General features: G+C 47.3%; 17 protein-coding genes and 1 pseudogene. 13 read left to right on the top strand and 5 right to left on the bottom strand.

The window, feature by feature from the left end; translation table 11 throughout:
• The 13 genes and pseudogenes from ABGT88_RS06895 (at position 1) to ABGT88_RS06835 (ending at position 10,921) form a co-directional block, all read left to right on the top strand.
• The gene (locus ABGT88_RS06895) at positions 1 to 333 is read left to right on the top strand and encodes a DUF4133 domain-containing protein (protein ID WP_072545503.1); all 333 of its coding nucleotides are present in this window, start codon (positions 1 to 3) and stop codon (positions 331 to 333) included.
• Positions 330 to 2,828 (top strand): annotated as a pseudogene (locus ABGT88_RS06890) (TraG family conjugative transposon ATPase). The gene ABGT88_RS06895 and the pseudogene ABGT88_RS06890 overlap by 4 nt, the downstream one beginning before the upstream one ends.
• Before the next feature lie 33 nt (positions 2,829 to 2,861).
• Positions 2,862 to 3,476 (top strand): hypothetical protein, encoded by a 615-nt coding sequence (locus ABGT88_RS06885; RefSeq protein WP_346701189.1) that lies wholly within the window; start codon positions 2,862 to 2,864, stop codon positions 3,474 to 3,476.
• 40 nt (positions 3,477 to 3,516) lie between these two features.
• Positions 3,517 to 4,149 (top strand): DUF4141 domain-containing protein, encoded by a 633-nt coding sequence (locus tag ABGT88_RS06880; protein WP_055172651.1) that lies wholly within the window; start codon positions 3,517 to 3,519, stop codon positions 4,147 to 4,149.
• Between the two features lie 18 nt (positions 4,150 to 4,167).
• Positions 4,168 to 5,172 carry a conjugative transposon protein TraJ gene (traJ, locus tag ABGT88_RS06875; RefSeq protein WP_346701187.1) on the top strand — a complete coding sequence of 335 codons (1,005 nt, stop codon included), beginning with the start codon at positions 4,168 to 4,170 and terminating at the stop codon, positions 5,170 to 5,172.
• Between the two features lie 20 nt (positions 5,173 to 5,192).
• Positions 5,193 to 5,816 (top strand): conjugative transposon protein TraK, encoded by a 624-nt coding sequence (gene traK / locus ABGT88_RS06870; protein WP_029426967.1) that lies wholly within the window; start codon positions 5,193 to 5,195, stop codon positions 5,814 to 5,816.
• Positions 5,817 to 5,828: 12 nt separating this feature from the next.
• Complete coding sequence (locus ABGT88_RS06865) at positions 5,829 to 6,122, top strand: TraL conjugative transposon family protein (RefSeq protein ID WP_057254215.1); 294 nt, start codon at positions 5,829 to 5,831, stop codon at positions 6,120 to 6,122.
• 4 nt (positions 6,123 to 6,126) lie between these two features.
• Positions 6,127 to 7,419, top strand: coding sequence for a conjugative transposon protein TraM (gene traM, locus ABGT88_RS06860; RefSeq protein WP_346701185.1), 1,293 nt, complete (start codon positions 6,127 to 6,129; stop codon positions 7,417 to 7,419).
• Between the two features lie 20 nt (positions 7,420 to 7,439).
• Complete coding sequence (traN, locus tag ABGT88_RS06855) at positions 7,440 to 8,411, top strand: conjugative transposon protein TraN (protein WP_346701183.1); 972 nt, start codon at positions 7,440 to 7,442, stop codon at positions 8,409 to 8,411.
• Positions 8,412 to 8,413: 2 nt separating this feature from the next.
• Positions 8,414 to 8,986 carry a conjugal transfer protein TraO gene (locus tag ABGT88_RS06850; RefSeq protein WP_346701181.1) on the top strand — a complete coding sequence of 191 codons (573 nt, stop codon included), beginning with the start codon at positions 8,414 to 8,416 and terminating at the stop codon, positions 8,984 to 8,986.
• Between the two features lie 6 nt (positions 8,987 to 8,992).
• Positions 8,993 to 9,871: a toprim domain-containing protein gene (locus ABGT88_RS06845; RefSeq protein WP_346701179.1), complete on the top strand. Its 879-nt coding sequence runs from the start codon at positions 8,993 to 8,995 to the stop codon at positions 9,869 to 9,871.
• Between the two features lie 34 nt (positions 9,872 to 9,905).
• On the top strand, positions 9,906 to 10,418 hold the full coding sequence (locus tag ABGT88_RS06840; RefSeq protein ID WP_346701177.1) for a DUF3872 domain-containing protein: 513 nt from the start codon (positions 9,906 to 9,908) through the stop codon (positions 10,416 to 10,418).
• Positions 10,409 to 10,921, top strand: coding sequence for a glycoside hydrolase family protein (locus tag ABGT88_RS06835; protein ID WP_346701175.1), 513 nt, complete (start codon positions 10,409 to 10,411; stop codon positions 10,919 to 10,921). The genes ABGT88_RS06840 and ABGT88_RS06835 overlap by 10 nt, the downstream gene beginning before the upstream one ends.
• Positions 10,922 to 11,144: 223 nt before the next feature.
• On the opposite strand, the gene ABGT88_RS06830 is transcribed toward ABGT88_RS06835, so the two are convergent.
• From ABGT88_RS06830 to ABGT88_RS06810, 5 genes are all read right to left on the bottom strand, one after another.
• Positions 11,145 to 11,360, bottom strand: coding sequence for a hypothetical protein (locus ABGT88_RS06830; protein WP_346701173.1), 216 nt, complete (start codon positions 11,358 to 11,360; stop codon positions 11,145 to 11,147).
• A 148-nt stretch (positions 11,361 to 11,508) separates the two neighbouring features.
• The gene (locus ABGT88_RS06825; RefSeq protein ID WP_346701171.1) at positions 11,509 to 13,557 is read right to left on the bottom strand and encodes a DUF262 domain-containing protein; all 2,049 of its coding nucleotides are present in this window, start codon (positions 13,555 to 13,557) and stop codon (positions 11,509 to 11,511) included.
• A gap of 4 nt (positions 13,558 to 13,561) precedes the next feature.
• A complete protein-coding gene (locus ABGT88_RS06820; RefSeq protein WP_346701169.1) occupies positions 13,562 to 15,085 on the bottom strand; it encodes a DUF262 domain-containing protein in 1,524 nt (507 codons plus the stop codon).
• Between the two features lie 160 nt (positions 15,086 to 15,245).
• Positions 15,246 to 15,710, bottom strand: a complete 465-nt coding sequence (locus ABGT88_RS06815; protein ID WP_346701167.1) for a DUF6088 family protein — start codon at positions 15,708 to 15,710, stop codon at positions 15,246 to 15,248.
• Between the two features lie 384 nt (positions 15,711 to 16,094).
• Complete coding sequence (locus ABGT88_RS06810) at positions 16,095 to 17,018, bottom strand: DUF932 domain-containing protein (protein WP_346701165.1); 924 nt, start codon at positions 17,016 to 17,018, stop codon at positions 16,095 to 16,097.
• Positions 17,019 to 17,054 lie beyond the last annotated feature (36 nt).

Raw genomic sequence — 17,054 nt, 5'->3', positions numbered from 1 at the left:
ATGGCGGAGTATCCTATCAACAAGGGAATCGGCCGCAGCCCTGAGTTCAAGGGGCTGAAAAGCCAGTACCTGTTCATCTTCGCCGGCGGACTGCTCGCCCTGTTCGTCCTGTTTGTCATCATGTACATGGCAGGCATCGACCAGTGGGTATGTATCGGCTTCGGTGTCATCTGCGCTTCGGTGCTTGTCTGGGTGACTTTCCGCCTGAACGCGAAATACGGTGAATGGGGACTGATGAAATTGCAGGCGCTGCGCCGCCATCCCCGCTACATCATCAACCGGAAGGGTTTCCTCCGGTTGATTTGTCCAACCCCGAAAAAACGTAATGTATGAGAAATGTAATGAAAGCTGCCACACTGGAAAGCCGGTTTCCGCTGATGGCCGTCGAGCACGGGTGCATCATCAGCAAGGATGCCGACATTACCGTGGCCTACAGGTTGGAGCTGCCGGAAGTGTTCACGCTGACTCGCGCCGAGTACGAGGCCCTCCATTCCACATGGGCGAAGGCTGTCCGGGTTCTACCGAACTACAGCATTGTCCACAAGCAGGATATCTTCATCGAGGAGAGTTACAGACCTGACATCTGCCGGGATGACCTGAGTTTCCTCAGCCGAAGCTTTGAAAGGCATTTCAACGAACGGCCGTACCTGAACCATACCTGCTATCTGTTCCTGACTAAGACCACGAAGGAACACAGCCGCACGACAAGCAGTTTCAATGCCCTCACGCGCGGGTTTATCATCCCCAAGGAGATGCAGGACAAGGATACCGTTGCACGCTTCCTGGAATGCTGTGGGCAGTTCGAGCGTATCGTGAACGACAGCGGTCTGCTCCGCATGGTCAGGCTGACGGACGAAGAGATTACCGGTACGGAAACCTCCGCGGGCATTATCGAAAAGTATTTTTCGCTTTCGCAGGAAGATACGACCAGCCTGCAGGACATCACTCTCGGAGCCGGGGAAATGAAGGTCGGCGACAATGTGCTCTGTCTGCATACCCTTTCTGAAACTGAGGATTTGCCGTCATCCGTGGGTACGGACAGCCGTTATGAACGGCTGTCCACGGACCGCAGTGACTGCCGCCTGTCCTTTGCCGCACCGATAGGGATACTGCTCACGTGCAACCATATCGTGAACCAGTATCTCTTCATAGACGATTCGGCGGAGAACCTGAGGAAATTCGAGCAGACCGCCCGCAACATGCACTCGCTGTCCCGTTACAGCCGCTCCAACCAGATCAACCGTGAATGGATTGAGGAATACCTGAACGAGGCGCACAGCAAGGGACTCACTTCCATCCGTGCGCACTGCAATGTCTTTGCATGGAGCGACGACCGGGAGAAGCTGAAGCGTATCAAGAATGATGTGGGTAGCCAGATTGCCCTGATGGAGGCCAAGCCCCGCCATAACACGGTTGATGTGCCGACACTTTTTTGGGCGGGCATTCCCGGCAATGCCGGTGATTTTCCGTCTGAGGAAAGCTTCTACACCTTCATCGAGCAGGCCCTGTGTCTGTTCATCGGGGAAACGTCCTACAAGGATTCGCTCTCGCCGTTCGGCATCCGCATGGTGGACCGTCTGACCGGAAAGCCTGTCCATCTGGACATTTCCGACCTGCCGATGAAGAACGGTACGATTACCAACCGCAACAAGTTCATTCTCGGACCTTCGGGCAGCGGAAAGTCATTTTTCACCAACCACATGGTGCGCCAGTATTACGAACAGGGAGCGCATGTGCTGCTGGTGGACACGGGAAATTCCTATCAGGGACTGTGCAGCCTTATCCATGCCCGAACGCATGGCGAGGACGGCATCTATTTCACTTATGAGGAGAGCGATCCGATAGCCTTCAATCCTTTCTACGTGGAGGACGGTACTTTTGATATCGAAAAAAAGGAGTCCATCAAGACGCTTATCCTTACTCTGTGGAAACGTGATGACGAGCCGCCGACACGTGCCGAGGAGGTGGCGCTCTCCAACGCGGTCAATCTCTTTCTGGAGAAGATACGCACGGACAGTACCGTGGTTCCGTCCTTCAACACCTTCTATGAGTTCATCCGCGACGAGTATCAGGAAATCCTGAAGACCAAGCGTACACGGGAGAAGGATTTTGACGTGTGGGGATTCCTGAATGTGCTGGAACCTTATTACAAGGGTGGCGAATACGACTATCTGTTAAACTCCGAAAAGCAGCTTGATCTGTTGTCCAAACGCTTCATTGTCTTTGAGTTGGACAATATCAAGGACAACAAGGTACTGTTCCCGATTGTCACCATTATCATTATGGAAACCTTCATCAACAAGATGAGAAAGCTGAAAGGTATTCGCAAAATGATTCTGCTGGAGGAGGCATGGAAGGCCATCAGCAAGGAAGGTATGGCGGAATATCTGAAGTACCTTTTCAAGACCGTCCGAAAGTTTTTCGGAGAGGCTGTTGTCGTTACCCAAGAGGTGGAAGACATCATTTCGTCACCCATCGTCAAGGGAACCATCATCAACAACAGCGACTGCAAGATTTTGTTGGACCAGAGGAAGTATGTCAACAAGTTCGATGAAATCCAGTCCCTGCTGGGTTTGACAACACGCGATCTAGTGTAGATTCTCTCCATCAACATGGCCAACAGCCCGTCCCGCAAGTACAAGGAAGTGTGGATAGGTCTTGGCGGAACACAGTCGGCGGTCTATGCCACCGAGGTCTCGCCGGAAGAGTACTACACCTATACGACCGAGGAGACGGAAAAGCTTGAAGTAATGCGGCTTACCCGGAAGCTGGGTGGCAATATCGAGCTGGCAATCAAGCAGCTGGCCGAGAGCAAGAGGAAAAAGTGAAATCATTTATCAACCCATTAAACTTCTGAATCTATGTATAGCGATCTGGAATCTAATGAAAGCAAACGCCGTGAGGTCGTGTCATCCCTCTACTGGTCCCTGATGCAGGGCTGGAATATTCCTCTTTCCATACAGGAGTATTACGGACTCACGGAGGATTACCGTCTGTTCCATCAGCTTGAAGGGATGGCTCCTGACGAATACCTGCGGAAGAGGCAGACGGGGGAAGTACCCGACATTCTGGAGGTGGATGCAAGACTGACACACGCGGTGGAGAAGATTTTTGAAAGTGTGTGTCCCCGTCCTCCAGCTGAATACCTTGACAAGCTGAACGGGGAACTGGAGAGGCTGGGCAGTATTGCCGCCTCGCCGGGTTCCGTACATGCCCCGATACATATCCGCCCGGATTTTCTTGTGAAATACGGCATTGACAGGAGCAGTCCGGAGGATGTGATACGGAAACAGGCGGAGAAGGCTTACCGGGAACTGGATGCCCGATTTGTCAGGATGACCGGCAGACGTCCCTATGCGGACGAGTTCTTCAGGAATATCAGGCCTGCCCGCACGGTCTCTTCGGAAACAACACTGCGGAGAAAACCGCACATCAACGTCCGTCCTAAGCCGAAAGGCCGCAAGATGGGACTCTGAACTAACGGAAAAGATTTATCAACCATTAAAGATTAACGACATGAAGAAAAGAATTCTGACAGCCTTATGCTGTATCTGCCTCCTTTCGGCAGGCAGGGCACACGCCCAATGGGTAGTGACCGATCCCGGGAATCTTGCCCAGGGCATCATCAATGCCGCCAAGAACATCGTCCACACGTCCTCGACGGCTGGCAACATGCTCAACAATTTTCAGGAGACGGTCAAGATTTACAAGCAAGGCAAGGAGTATTATGATGGCCTTAGGAAGGTCAAGAATCTGGTACGCGATGCCCGCAAGGTGCAGCAGACCATCCTGATGGTCGGCGACATCACGGAAATTTATGTGACCAGTTATGAGCGTATGCTCAGTGACCCTTATTTCACCCCTGAGGAACTGAGTGCCATCGCCCTCGGCTACACGAAGCTGCTGGAGGAGAGTGCCAATCTGCTGACGGACCTGAAGACGGTGGTCAACGAGAACGGCCTTTCGATGAACGACAAGGAACGTATGGACATCATCGACCGCTGTTATACCGACATGCTGCAATACCGCAGTCTGGTGCAGTACTATACCAACAAGAACATCGGCGTGTCGTACCTGCGTGCCAAGAAACAGAATGATCTTGACCGTGTGATGGCTCTGTACGGTTCACCCAACGAACGCTACTGGTAATTTCAAGGAGGATTGCTTATGGTATTGTTGGCTGTGAATTTTGACAATCTGCACCAGATCCTGCAAAGTCTGTACACGGACATGATGCCGCTCTGTTCGCAGATGACCGGCGTGGCCAAGGGCCTTGCCGGATTGGGAGCCCTCTTTTATGTGGCGTATCGTGTCTGGCAGTCACTGGCCAGGGCCGAACCTATTGACGTGTTCCCTTTGCTGCGTCCGTTTGCTCTGGGTATCTGCATCATGTTTTTTCCGACCATCGTGCTGGGTACGCTCAACAGCATTTTGTCACCCGTCGTGACCGGAACGCACAGGATTCTGGAGACGCAAACCTTTGACATGAATGAGTATCGGCAGCAGAAGGACAAGCTAGAGATTGAGGCGATGCGGAGGAATCCCGAGACGGCCTACCTGGTGGACAAGGAGGCTTTTGACAACAAACTGGATGAACTGGGAGCTCTGGACGCTATCGAGGCTTGCGGTATGGATGTGGACCGTGCCATGTACAACATGAAGAAGTCCGTGCAGAATTTTTTCCGTGAGCTGCTGGAACTGATGTTCAATGCGGCCGCGCTTGTGGTGGACACGCTAAGGACATTCTTTCTGATTGTCCTTTCCATTCTCGGACCGATTTCCTTTGCCATTTCGTGCTGGGACGGCTTTCAGGCCTCGCTGAGCCAATGGTTTGTTCGCTATATCAGCATCTATCTGTGGCTGCCCGTCTCTGATCTTTTCAGCAGCGTGCTGGCACGCATACAGACCCTGATGCTTCAGAGGGACATCGAGCAGCTGTCCGACCCCAACTTCATTCCGGACAGTTCCAATGCCGTGTACATCACGTTCCTGATTATCGGCATCATCGGGTATTTCACGATTCCGACCGTGGCCAACTGGATTGTTCAGGCCGGTGGAGGTGCAGGAAATTACGGCAAGAACGTGAATCAGGCTGCTTCCAAGACAGGCTCCATTGTGGGCGGTGCCGCAGGTGCTACTGTAGGAAATGTGGCCGGAAGACTAATCAAGTAACAATCATAAAACGAATAAGAATGGAATTCAAATCATTGAAAAATATCGAGACCAGCTTCCGGCATCTGCGTCTGTTCGGAATAGTCTATCTGGGTGTCTGCACCCTGCTTGTGGGCTATTCCGTGTGGAAGGCATACAGTTTTGCCGAAGCCCAGCGCCAGAAGATCTATGTGCTGGATGAGGGGAAGTCGCTCATGCTCGCCCTCTCGCAGGACCTGGAGCAGAACCGTCCCGTAGAGGCAAGGGAACATGTCAGACGTTTCCATGAGCTGTTCTTCACGCTGGCCCCTGACAAGAGTGCCATCGAGGGGAACGTGCAGCGTGCCATGTTCCTGAGTGACCGTTCCGCCTATTCTCATTACGGGGATCTGGCCGAACAGGGTTATTACAATAGAATAATTTCGGGCAATGTCAGCCAGCGTATCGAGATAGACAGCGTGAAATGCGACTTCAACACCTATCCGTATGATGTCATGACATACGCACGCCTTTTCATCATCCGTGAGAAGAGCGTGACGGAACGCAGCCTTGTCACGCATGGCAGGTTGCGGAATTCCACCCGCAGTGACAACAATCCGCACGGGTTCATCCTGGAAGGGTTCCACGTGCTGGAGAACAGGGATATCAGAATGTATGACAGATAAAACAATGTATGTATGAGAAAAATGTATGTAAAGTTCAAGGATTGTATCGGGGGCAGGCTGCGCGGCCTTTGTGACAGACTCACACCCCGTCAGAGGGCAATCGCCGTCATCGTGATGGTTTCCCTTTTCGCATTGGTGAATTTCTACATGATTTTCCGTGCGATTTATGACATCGGACGGGAGGATGCCCGGCAGGACATCATCAGGATAACCCCGCTTGAGGTTCCCGACTTTGTGCCTGCGGATACCCTCTCCGATATGAAAGTCCGTGAGATGGAAGAGTTTTTTAACCAGTTCAACAAGTAAGATTATGAGTACGGATGCAGAAAAATTGAAACAGAAGCAGAAAATCAGGAAATATCTGGTTTTCACCGGTATGTTCCTCCTGTTCCTCGGGTGTATGTGGCTGATTTTCGCCCCGTCCGAAAAAGAGAGGCAGGAGGCGGAAAGGAAGACGGGCTTCAATGCCGAACTTCCCGACCCGAGGGGTACGGGTATCGAGGCGGACAAGATAGCTGCCTATGAGCAGGCGGACATGATTCGCCGGCAGGAGGAGAAAAAGCGTACGCTGGCCGACTTCTCCGCCCTGACCGATGGACACAGACAGGATAATGTCCCGGAAACAGAACCGGCGCAGGACATTGCAAGTGAAAATGAAAGCCGTGCGTACCATTCAGGAGGAAACGGCAGGACGGGAGCCTTCGCCTCTTCAGCCTCGGCTTACAACGACATCAACGCCACTCTCGGTAGTTTTTACGAGAGTCCTGAGGAAGACCCGGAAAAGGAAGCCCTGAAAGCAGAGGTGGAACAGCTCAGACAGGCTGCCGCAGCGCAGACGGCCGGACCGAGCTACGAGGAACAGGTGGCTCTGCTGGAGAAGTCCTATGAACTTGCCGCCAAATATATGCCTTCGGGCGGCAGCACGGGAACAGCGGACAGTCAGGAGACGGAAAGTCCCTCAAGGGAGAGGAAGGCGAAAGCCGTTCCCGTCGGGTTGGTGTCCTCTCCGGTCGTGTCGTCCCTTCCTCAGCCTCTTACCGATTCGGTACAGTTCGCGAGACTGCTTTCCGGTGCTGATATTGGCTTCCATACGGCTGTGGGCAGTGCCGGGACACAGATGGCGAGGAATACCATACGGGCCTGCGTGCATGGCGACCAGACCATTATCAGCGGACAAAGCGTGCGTCTCAGGCTGCTGGAGGCTATGCGTGTGGGAAGACATGTGCTTCCCCGCAATACCCTGCTGACCGGTGAGGGACGTATCCAGGGCGAGCGGCTTGGCATTGAAATCCTGCAGGTCGAATATGACGGCAATGTCATTCCCGTGGAACTGACCGTGCTGGACAGTGACGGACAGGCCGGGATATTCATTCCCGGTTCGACGGAAGCGAATGCGGTAAGGGAAGTGGCCGCCAACATGGGACAGAATCTCGGCACGACCATCTCCATCACCAACCAGTCGGCAGGCGACCAGTTTCTCTCCGAGCTTGGACGAGGGGCCATACAGGGCGTGTCGCAGTACATCTCCAAAAAGATGCGCGAGGAGAAGGTACACCTCAAATCAGGCTACGGACTGATGCTTTATCAGAACAACAATCAATAACCCATTAAAACAGTAAAGACATGAAAAAGATTCTTTTGATGCTTGCCCTCGCAGGCGGCGTTGCAAGTGCACATGCACAGTCGGCTGATACCACGGCCGTAAATGATTTGACCCTGAAGGCGGATATCTATCCGCAGCAGGAGGACGGCGACCTCTATCACGGGCTGTCCAGAAAGCTCACCTTTGACCGGATGATTCCGCCTTACGGTCTGGAAGTGACGTATGACAAGACGACCCATATCATCTTTCCCTCGGCTGTCCGCTACGTGGATCTCGGTTCTCCGAATCTGATTGCGGGCAAGGCGGACGGTTCAGAGAATGTAATCAGGGTAAAGGCTACCAGAAAGAATTTCCGTGAGGAGACCAACATGTCGGTGATTACCGAAAGCGGAAGTTTCTACACCTTCAATGTGAAGTATGCCGACGAGCCTCTGCTGCTCAACATCGAGATGGCCGATTTTATTAATGATGGCAGCGAGGTGAACCGCCCGAACAATGCCCTTGACATCTACCTGAAGGAACTCGGCAGCGAGTCGCCCAAGCTGGTACACCTTATTTCCAAGGCCATCCACAAGGATAACAGACGCCACATCAAGCATATCGGAAGCAAGGCGTTCGGCATCCAGTACCTGCTGCGCGGACTCTATACCCACAACGGGCTGCTCTATTTCCACACCCAGGTGAAGAACACGTCGAACGTGCCTTATGAGGTGGATTTCGTGACGTTCAAGATTGTGGACAAGAAGGTCCTCAAGCGCACGGCCATCCAGGAGCAAGTGATATTTCCGTTGCGTGCCTACAACTATGCCACGGCTGTTGCCGGAAAGAAGAACGAGCGTACCGTCTTTGTCTTTGACAAGTTCACCATTCCCGCTGACAAGATGCTGGTGGTGGAGATGCACGAGAAGAGCGGAGGCCGTCATCAGACCTTCACCGTGGAGAGTGAGGACATCGTGAGAGCGAGGGTTATCAATGAACTTAAAGTGAAATGACCATGAAGAAGTACTTGTTTCTTTTTGCCGTATGCGTATCGCTTGCCCTGTCATCGGGGCAGGCATACGCCCAGCGTTACCTTCCGGGAATGAAGGGCGTGGAACTCAGGGGAGGCTTTGCCGGAAACCTGAAATCACCGGTTGACTGGTACACGGGGTTTGCTGTATCGGGCTATACGAAAAGGGCCAACCATTGGGTGGCTGGCGTGGAATACCTGCTGAAGAACTACGACTACCGCGGGACTTCCGTTCCACGGGCCCAGTTTACGGCCGAGGGCGGTTATTACCTGAAGTTCCTGTCCGACCCGGCGAAGATATTCTTCCTTTCTGTCGGCGGTTCCGCCCTGGTGGGATATGAGACGTTGAACTGGGGAGAAAAGGTTCTGTATGACGGTTCCATGCTTTCCCACCGGGATGCCTTCGTCTATGGCGGAGCCCTGACGCTGGAGCTGGAAAGCTATGTGACGGACCGTATCGTGCTGCTTGCCCATGTGCGCGAACGTGTGCTATGGGGCAGTTCTCTGGGAAAGTTCACGACACAGTTCGGGCTTGGAGTCCGTTTCATCATCAATTAGATGCCTATGGATATAGAGATGATCAGAGGCATTCCCATTGAGGAATTCCTGTCCCGCTTGGGACATGAGCCCGTCAGAAGGCACGGTGACGAATGCTGGTATCTCTCCCCGTACCGTGAGGAAAGGACACCTTCGTTCCATGTGAACACCCGTAAGGGTGTATGGCATGACTTCGGCACCGGACATGGAGGCGACATCTTCACCCTTGCGGGGGAGCTTTCAGGAAGTGACGGCTTCATGGCGCAGGCGAGGTTCATCGCCGGAGTATATGGAGGAACTATACCTGAATATGTCGGACAGAAAAGAGAAAAGGAAAGTGTCAGGACAGAAAAGCGCAAGGAGCCTTCCCGCTTCGAGGAGGTGGTTTGCGGTCCCTTGCGGTGTAATGCACTGCTCGGCTATCTGAAGGGGCGCGGCATACCTGCGGAAATCGCCCGTGCGGAGTGCGAGGAAGTACGGTTCCGTCTGTACGGCAAGAGGTATTTTGCCGTCGGTTTCAGGAATATGGGCGGAGGCTATGAGCTTCGGACCAGGTTCATGAAATGGTGTCTGCCGCCCAAGGACATTTCCCTCATCCGTAACGGCTCGCTTACCTGTAACCTTTTTGAGGGTTTTATCGACTTTCTTTCATGGAAGGTACTCGGCATCAGCCGCGGTGAGGATTATCTGGTCCTCAATTCGGTGGCCCTGCTTGAACGTTCGTTCCCTTTTCTGGACAATTACGGGAAGATCCGGTGCTACCTGGACAATGATGATGCCGGGAAAAGGACGCTGGCCGTCCTCCGGAAACGCTACGGTGACAGGATTGACGACTGTTCCGACCTGTATGCCGGTTACAAGGATCTGAATGAATATCTGGAAAGCAATTTCCCGCTTGAACAGTAATATTTTTTATAACCCACAAAAACAAGAAATGAATATGAAACCGATTTATAATAAAAAAGGGCTGCTTGCCCTTGTATGCGCCTTGATGGGCCTGACCTTTGGTATGCTGACCTCGTGCAGCGATGACCTTGACATGCAGCAATCCTATCCCTTCACGGTGGAGACGATGCCCGTACCCACACGCATCGTGAAAGGCGAGACCGTGGAAATACGCTGCGAACTGAAACGGGAAGGACGGTTCTCCGACGCCCGCTATACCATTCGTTATTTCCAGCCGGACGGCGAAGGCAAGTTGCGCATGGACGACGGAATGGTGCTGCTACCCAACGACCGCTATCCCCTGGACCGGGAGGTGTTCCGCCTTTATTACACCTCCGATTGTGAGGACCAGCAGAGCATCGACATCTATTTTGAAGATAACAGCGAGCCGGCACAGCTTTTCCAGCTGACCTTCGATTTCAACAATGAGACGGGAGATGAGGACACCGTGGTTACTATCGGTGGCAAGTGGTATCCTTTAATAGATCCGATTCGCCTATGGGATTAAGGACAAGTTTGTTTGCCGCGTTTTTCGCCTCCATCTGCCTCGGGAACATACCGTTGCGGGCGGAGAATCCGGTAAAGGAGAAACAGGACAGGTTCAGCCTTGCCGTCGAGTGCATCAAGCGGTTTGAGGGCTGGCATTCTTCCCGGCATTACCCCTATGTAGGTTGGGGTCATTGCCTGCAACCTGGGGAAAAGTATTCTGCCCATACCATGACAAGGCAACAGGCCGATGAACTTCTCAGGACGGACTTGCGCAAGTTCTGCGCCATGTTCCGGCAGTTCGGAAAGGATTCTCTGCTGCTGGCCACGCTTGCCTATAATGTGGGTCCGTACAGACTTTTAGGCAGCAAGAAGATACCCAAGAGTACACTTGTCAAAAAGCTGGAGACCGGAGACCGGAATATCTATAAAGAGTATATCTCCTTCCGGTGCTACAAAGGCAAAGTAGTACCGAACATCGAGCGGAGAAGGAAGGTGGAATATATGCTGCTCTTTGAAGAGTAAAAGAAAAAGGGAGAATCTTTCGGTGTATTGCCGTCGGGTTCTCCCTTTTTAAATCAATTCTATTGAAATACTCGCTACTATCTTCTTTGTCAGATAATATTCTCCGACACATTGAAGATTTTCTATATCAAGAGCTTTTTTGATGCGAGAAGTTGTATATTGTTATATACAGCACTCTACAAAAGAATTAGTTAATTCATGAACCATATTTTTATAAAGACTTCTATAAATTATAATATTTTGTATTAAAATTGATGAGCGCATTGAAAATGGTTCTGATGTCCAACTCCATGTAAGGCGAATTAGGTTGTTCAATACCAGTAAAAACCGTACGTCCATGGTCAATCTTTGGCTGTTCAGTTATCTTCACCACTTCCTTCACAATGCCCTTATAGCAACCGATAATGTGTGTGGCGTTATTAGCCTTCTCGTCTTTCACTCGCCAATACTTTACAGTACAGAGTCATATACAGATGGTCGATACAAAGGATTACTGTGATCATTATTCAACCAGGCTTCATACGAATTCTTGATACTCACGAATATTATTCGATGTTTATTATTTATGTTGCCATACTAATTAATTATTATTTATGAATAATTATGTCAAGCATTTTTTTTTGGTGAATGTGCATGTCTTCCGCATTCCATTCCATTCCTTTTTCTCTGTCTAAATCGCCGTTGAGTATTGCTTTGCAGTTATCTTGACACATTTGCATCATAATCTTAAATTTCAATGAAGCAACGCTAACTTGGTCTGATTTTCCATCACTGTAATGGTCAAGCTTAGTTTTAGGATCCCAACTAGAACCCGAGCTGTTTGCTTCCGCTCCAATCATCGCGAAGTTACCGAAACAATTGATTTCGTCTTCGCTGAGAGGTCTTCCTTCTCCAGCCTTGGCTTGTGGATAATAATGCTCTAAAGTCTTTCTTGTACGAGAGAAATAGAAGTTATTAAACGGTTCAAGCTCAAAATCACTACAGCCTAAATCTTCAAAAAATGCACGGCGTTTAGGACTCTTACTCGCTAACTTGTTACCTCGAAGTGCATCAGCGTACTTTTTCCAAAGCATATAGTCAGTATAGTTGAATACGAACAACGGAATATCGTATTTACCTTGTTTGTAGATAATACTGAAAACCCCCTTGTAATCAACATCGTCAATACCTATCTCATCAACATTCAATTCACCATCTTTCAAAATGGCACTATCAAATGCATTTGGACCAGGTTGATTTCTTTCGTTTAAGCAATCTACATTCAGATATACATCGTAAAAGTACTTATCAGCGAGACTTTGCAAAAACTCGAGGTATTCTTTATCTGAAAGTTCATAATTATCGAAAAGGAACATCATACAATAAAACAAATAGTTCTTACGCTGTTTTGGTGTAAATGAGACCTCAAACATAGAAAGCAAATGAACTAGTTCCTTCTGTATATCCTGTGTACTTGTCAGATTCTTAGGGTATCTTTTCTTCTTTGTTTCAAGATAGTAATACTGCAATTTCCAAGGGTTATCTCCTAAGGATTCCTTGTCATTTAGAGTATGATGAACTATATAGTTGTCAAGCAAAAACTTTGCCTTCAAAAGATTAAAAGCAAACTGTTTTGCAAACTCGGCTTTGTTATCAACAGACTCAAGGGTGCAAAGAAATTCATTCAGCAACTCTTTGTCGTCCAGAGTAAAAGCGAGCGGATCAAAGCCCCTAAGTTCCATCCTTGTTACTTTAAGAACTAGCAACAAGAAATTAGGGAAATCGATTATTGGTTGAAACTTATCATTTTGTTCTATGTCTGTAGAATCCTCTATTTTCACAATAGGTTTCTGCAACAGATTTAGAATAGTGTCTTTGCCTTCAGACTCATCCTGCTCCGGTATCTCATCAAAACCATTGATTTTGAACTTATGAAGATTATATCCAAACACATTGCTATCAGGGAAAGCCTGTTGTATATAGATATTCATCTCACTACAAGCCTCCCATACGCGACTAAACGTAGCCAACTCTTTCTTGTTCTTCAGATACTGACTTAGTGTTGACTTAACAATCTCATGCTTCTCCAACTGTTCACCACGAGAGTTCATGACCTCAAAATAATGGTTCAAATCTACATCCTTAGGTACACTATAGTGTATGATATGCACTAAATCCAAAAAGTACTGCTCAAAAGATGGTCGTTCTGAATTACTTACTATGGTATTTATTGCCTTTTCTGCAAACTTATATCCATTTCTGATACCTTCATCAACCTCATCACCAAGTTTAGGATAATTCTTTAGGTTATTGATAGTAGAAGCAGATATTTTACGTGCTCCATAGGTCAATTTATTCTTGAAATCTTTGATACCCAAAGCATTCAGTATGATATAAATTGCAGTCAATCTTTGCTGTCCGTCAATCACTTCATACTCGTTATCCCCACGCTTGTATGTTACCAACGTACCAATATAATATGGAGCATTAGCATTCTTTCGCCAAGAATCATATACATCCTTTATCAAGGCTGTAATCTCGTCTTCTTCCCAAGCATAGTTACGTTGATATATCGGTATCACATATTTCTTTGACTCCTGGCTCTCTATATAAATCTGGCGTATTGAACGCTCTTTAAGCGGCAATGTTTTATCCATAATTCTACTCGGAATAAAAAGTGGGTTTGAAAAAATGCAGATAATTCTTAAATACGTCATCTTCCATTTCGTCAACAGTTCCATCATCGATACTTTTATATACTCGGTTGTCGTAGATATTGTCGTATGAAAGAGGATTTAATCTGTCTGCCAAGAGGCTCAATAGTGATATTGGCGTATCAGAGTCTGCTATTAGTTTATATATATTGAGTGAGTTGATCACATCTCTCTCGCATCTTTCTAGGACGTAATTCTGTGCTGAATGCCAACCAAGATGGGAGTACTGGGCACGGAGCGAATATGCCCAAATAAAGGCGTAAGTTACAAATTGCTCAAACAAGTCTGTATCTGTTTTCGTAGGGTATGTTGCTGGGCAGAAACGATCCACATAAAGCAACAATGCAGTATCAAATAATAATCGCGTTATTTTGTTACCAACCCCTTTGCTGAAATACTTATCCAAAGTCTTGACAATTATGTCTCCTTGAATATAAAAGCCTTCATATTGACTATTATCTTGAATATCCTTTAAAATGTTATAGTAATGTTTTGTATAATCAAAGAATGGTTTCCCTGCTATAATTGGAGTATTCAACTGAAAAGCATTAACTTCTCTCGTACCTGAAACGAATGGCATAGCCGATGAATTTATGAAATCAGCATACGAAAATGCACTCTTATAGAATTGAGCGTAAGGTGTGCGAGCCATCTTCGTGATACCTTTGAATTTGTAAATGTTGTGTTCATTTAGTTTATAAGCCCAATTTCCATTTATCCATTCTTTTATCCTATATAGATAGTCACCGAAAAATGAAGCCAGTTCATGCTGAGGTATCTTCTCCCATTCCTTAACAATTTGCTCAGTCTTTCGCTCGTCTATGTCTGACATCTCACGCAGATGATATGCTTTTAGTAAATCATGAGGATATAATGCCTTACCTCGAGCATTCTGAGAATCAAAAAATTGGAATGCCTCTGACACATCATCAGTAATAACCACAATCAACTCACATTGTTTCTCGATAAAATCACGCAATTTCCTCATGTCACGAATATGTTCCAAATTTCCATCACCCTCTGTACTTTTATGTGTTCTACGTCTGAACGCATTCAGGTTATTAGGAATATTGTGACGACTAAACTGATTATTAAATACCCGTTGATTCAAGAAACCAATTTTACGTCTATCTTTTGGTTTTTCAAGTTCATATAAGGCATATAACAATAACGAAAATGTTATGGTTCGTTGCTGACCATCAACAATGTTGTATCTTTCCAGACTTTTATCATCATGATCTTTATGCAAGATAAGCGTGCCAACGCGATAAACCTCCTTGTTATTATTTTTTGCCTCAATTATATCATCAAGCAACTGTATGGCATTTCGCGCAGTCCACTTATATGGACGCTGATATTCTGGAACAGTAAGCCTTACATTGTTGATAGGCTTACCATCTCCCCGTCTGGTTATTTTACTTTCCAAAAGCAAATCACCTATGGTTGTTATTGATAATGTCAAATTATTCATATAGTAAATTATTCTATCCTATTTCATGTATAAGTTTCGCTGCATTATATATAAATAGAATTGATGTTACACCACTAGTTAAAATTATTATTTTAAGTTCATTCGCTTGTTTTATGAACGTTCTTATCCACATCAGTAGCATAAAGCCTTCGTTCGTCTATCAACACATTCTCTTTTTCTCCTCAAGATACCCATAACAAACATTATTTATTAGAGAATGAGAGATTTTGAGAGGAGATGCATTTGAATTGTATTTTTCAAAACTTACCTTGCGTGATACTCCGTCAGTCTGATAGACTATATTAGACTCTTGGAGAAATATGCTCAATTTGTTCAAGGCATAATTGACTATCAGCACAATACAAGGCTTTCCCTTATAGGCATTTGTTTTGAAAATTCTTTCTATGGATAGCATTAATATGACAAGCTCTAAGACTTTATCAATCTCAGAATATATGTATATACCTCTCGTCAAGCGGATTATGCAGTCTTTTGCGATCAGTCGTTCAAAACTTTTGCCAACAGTCATTATTTCAACGTATAATGTAAAATCAGCAGGGAAGAAAATGTATTTCCTACCTTCTTTAATTGCAACCCCAATATTATCTTCTGCACTTGTCTTCATAAGTATATTTGTCGCCAAATTATAAATTATTTGTGACAATTTCAAGACTTGAACAAAATACGAGATTTTATTTAGCTTTTTGCTTTCAGGTTTGCCATACGTTATGTTCAACGAACTTGTAACATTTACCCTTCTAATTCTGAGAGAACAAATGGTTTCGATTTGAGATATTTAGTAAGTTGTATTGAAAAAATAACCATTATTGAATACTGATAATTATTCCCGAAATTACAATAATCAACTATCTTATAAAGTCGTTTAATTGTTCTCAATAATTTGATTATACACCTCCAGTAAATAGTTTTTAAAGGGGAGACTCTGACGGAGTATTACCGTCGGAGTCTCCCCTGTTTACATTTCCTCAAATAGTTATCAATGTCGAGATTAGCTTACCAGAACGGCATCCTGTATTTCCACCTCTGCCGGCAGACGGGAAAGCAGGAGTTCCGCCATGGCTCCGTTCTGCGGAATCAGTGCCGGGAAATCCGTTCTGCCCGGCTTATATATCTCAGTCGCTACGTTATATAAGTCCCAAGCGGTTATCTGTCCCTTTTCGCGGGCCAGTTTCAACACCTCTTCCGTGAAGATGGAAATCTGGCTCTGGTTCAGCGGGTAGGTTTCCACGGAGGATGACAGGGTTCTGTCCGAACTGTCATGGGAGACACGCAATGCTGTCAGCAGCCCGATATACATGTACACCTCCTCCAGGGAGACGATTCTGCGTTTCAGCCTCTGAATCCTTGCAATGTCCTCGTTCATGTTCACTTCGAAATTGGCCAGCCATCCGTCCACCGTCTCGAATACCCCTTCCGTTGTCACCTTGTTCTTCCCGTAGTTGCAGATGCTTCTTTCCGGTGAGAGGATACACTGGTTATGGCATACTTTCACGCACGGGCCTATGGCTGCCTGTATGCCGTCCTGATGGTAGGCGACGACCAGCGTAGTCGTCAGCTCGTCCGTTTCCCAGTCCTTGATACGGATGGTAGCGAAGATACGTCGGAGAATGTGAGCTTCCACAGCCTTTTCGCCGTGTGTCTGTTCCACCTGTGGGAGAATGCTCACTCCCGGTTGTGTCTTGTTCCTATTCTGGGCCGCGAAGATTTCCTCTACCTCGTAATCGAGATTATACTTCTCGCAAATGTCCATCATACGCTGCAGGACCTGGTAATGATAGATGCCCTGGACAGGCTTGCCATAGATATCATTCTCCTTGTAGGTACGTTGAAGAGTCTCGAAATTCATTACTTCGATTCCGTTGTTCTGAAAATCAAACTGCTGTTGCTTTTCCAATACTGCCAATGCTTCCATAATCTTGAATTTTATAAAGTTAATACTATGATTGTC

It is taken from the genome of Barnesiella sp. An22 (assembly GCF_963931395.1).
Classification (GTDB): domain Bacteria; phylum Bacteroidota; class Bacteroidia; order Bacteroidales; family Barnesiellaceae; genus Barnesiella; species Barnesiella merdigallinarum.
The sequence above is the reverse complement of the archived record's forward strand: the minus strand, read 5'-3'. Positions and strand labels throughout refer to the sequence as shown.

Bases quoted from the DNA above. Each gene is read 5' to 3' on its own strand.
- ABGT88_RS06880 (WP_055172651.1), top strand. From the start codon at position 3,517: ATGAAGAAAAGAATTCTGACAGCCTTATGCTGTATCTGCCTCCTTTCG.
- ABGT88_RS06885 (WP_346701189.1), top strand. From the start codon at position 2,862: ATGTATAGCGATCTGGAATCTAATGAAAGCAAACGCCGTGAGGTCGTG.
- ABGT88_RS06895 (WP_072545503.1), top strand. From the start codon at position 1: ATGGCGGAGTATCCTATCAACAAGGGAATCGGCCGCAGCCCTGAGTTC.
- ABGT88_RS06845 (WP_346701179.1), top strand. From the start codon at position 8,993: ATGGATATAGAGATGATCAGAGGCATTCCCATTGAGGAATTCCTGTCC.
- ABGT88_RS06810 (WP_346701165.1), bottom strand. From the start codon at position 17,018: ATGGAAGCATTGGCAGTATTGGAAAAGCAACAGCAGTTTGATTTTCAG.
- ABGT88_RS06850 (WP_346701181.1), top strand. From the start codon at position 8,414: ATGAAGAAGTACTTGTTTCTTTTTGCCGTATGCGTATCGCTTGCCCTG.
- ABGT88_RS06825 (WP_346701171.1), bottom strand. From the start codon at position 13,557: ATGGATAAAACATTGCCGCTTAAAGAGCGTTCAATACGCCAGATTTAT.
- ABGT88_RS06865 (WP_057254215.1), top strand. From the start codon at position 5,829: ATGAGAAAAATGTATGTAAAGTTCAAGGATTGTATCGGGGGCAGGCTG.
- ABGT88_RS06835 (WP_346701175.1), top strand. From the start codon at position 10,409: ATGGGATTAAGGACAAGTTTGTTTGCCGCGTTTTTCGCCTCCATCTGC.
- ABGT88_RS06820 (WP_346701169.1), bottom strand. From the start codon at position 15,085: ATGAATAATTTGACATTATCAATAACAACCATAGGTGATTTGCTTTTG.
- traN (WP_346701183.1), top strand. From the start codon at position 7,440: ATGAAAAAGATTCTTTTGATGCTTGCCCTCGCAGGCGGCGTTGCAAGT.
- traJ (WP_346701187.1), top strand. From the start codon at position 4,168: ATGGTATTGTTGGCTGTGAATTTTGACAATCTGCACCAGATCCTGCAA.
- traM (WP_346701185.1), top strand. From the start codon at position 6,127: ATGAGTACGGATGCAGAAAAATTGAAACAGAAGCAGAAAATCAGGAAA.
- traK (WP_029426967.1), top strand. From the start codon at position 5,193: ATGGAATTCAAATCATTGAAAAATATCGAGACCAGCTTCCGGCATCTG.
- ABGT88_RS06815 (WP_346701167.1), bottom strand. From the start codon at position 15,710: ATGAAGACAAGTGCAGAAGATAATATTGGGGTTGCAATTAAAGAAGGT.
- ABGT88_RS06840 (WP_346701177.1), top strand. From the start codon at position 9,906: ATGAAACCGATTTATAATAAAAAAGGGCTGCTTGCCCTTGTATGCGCC.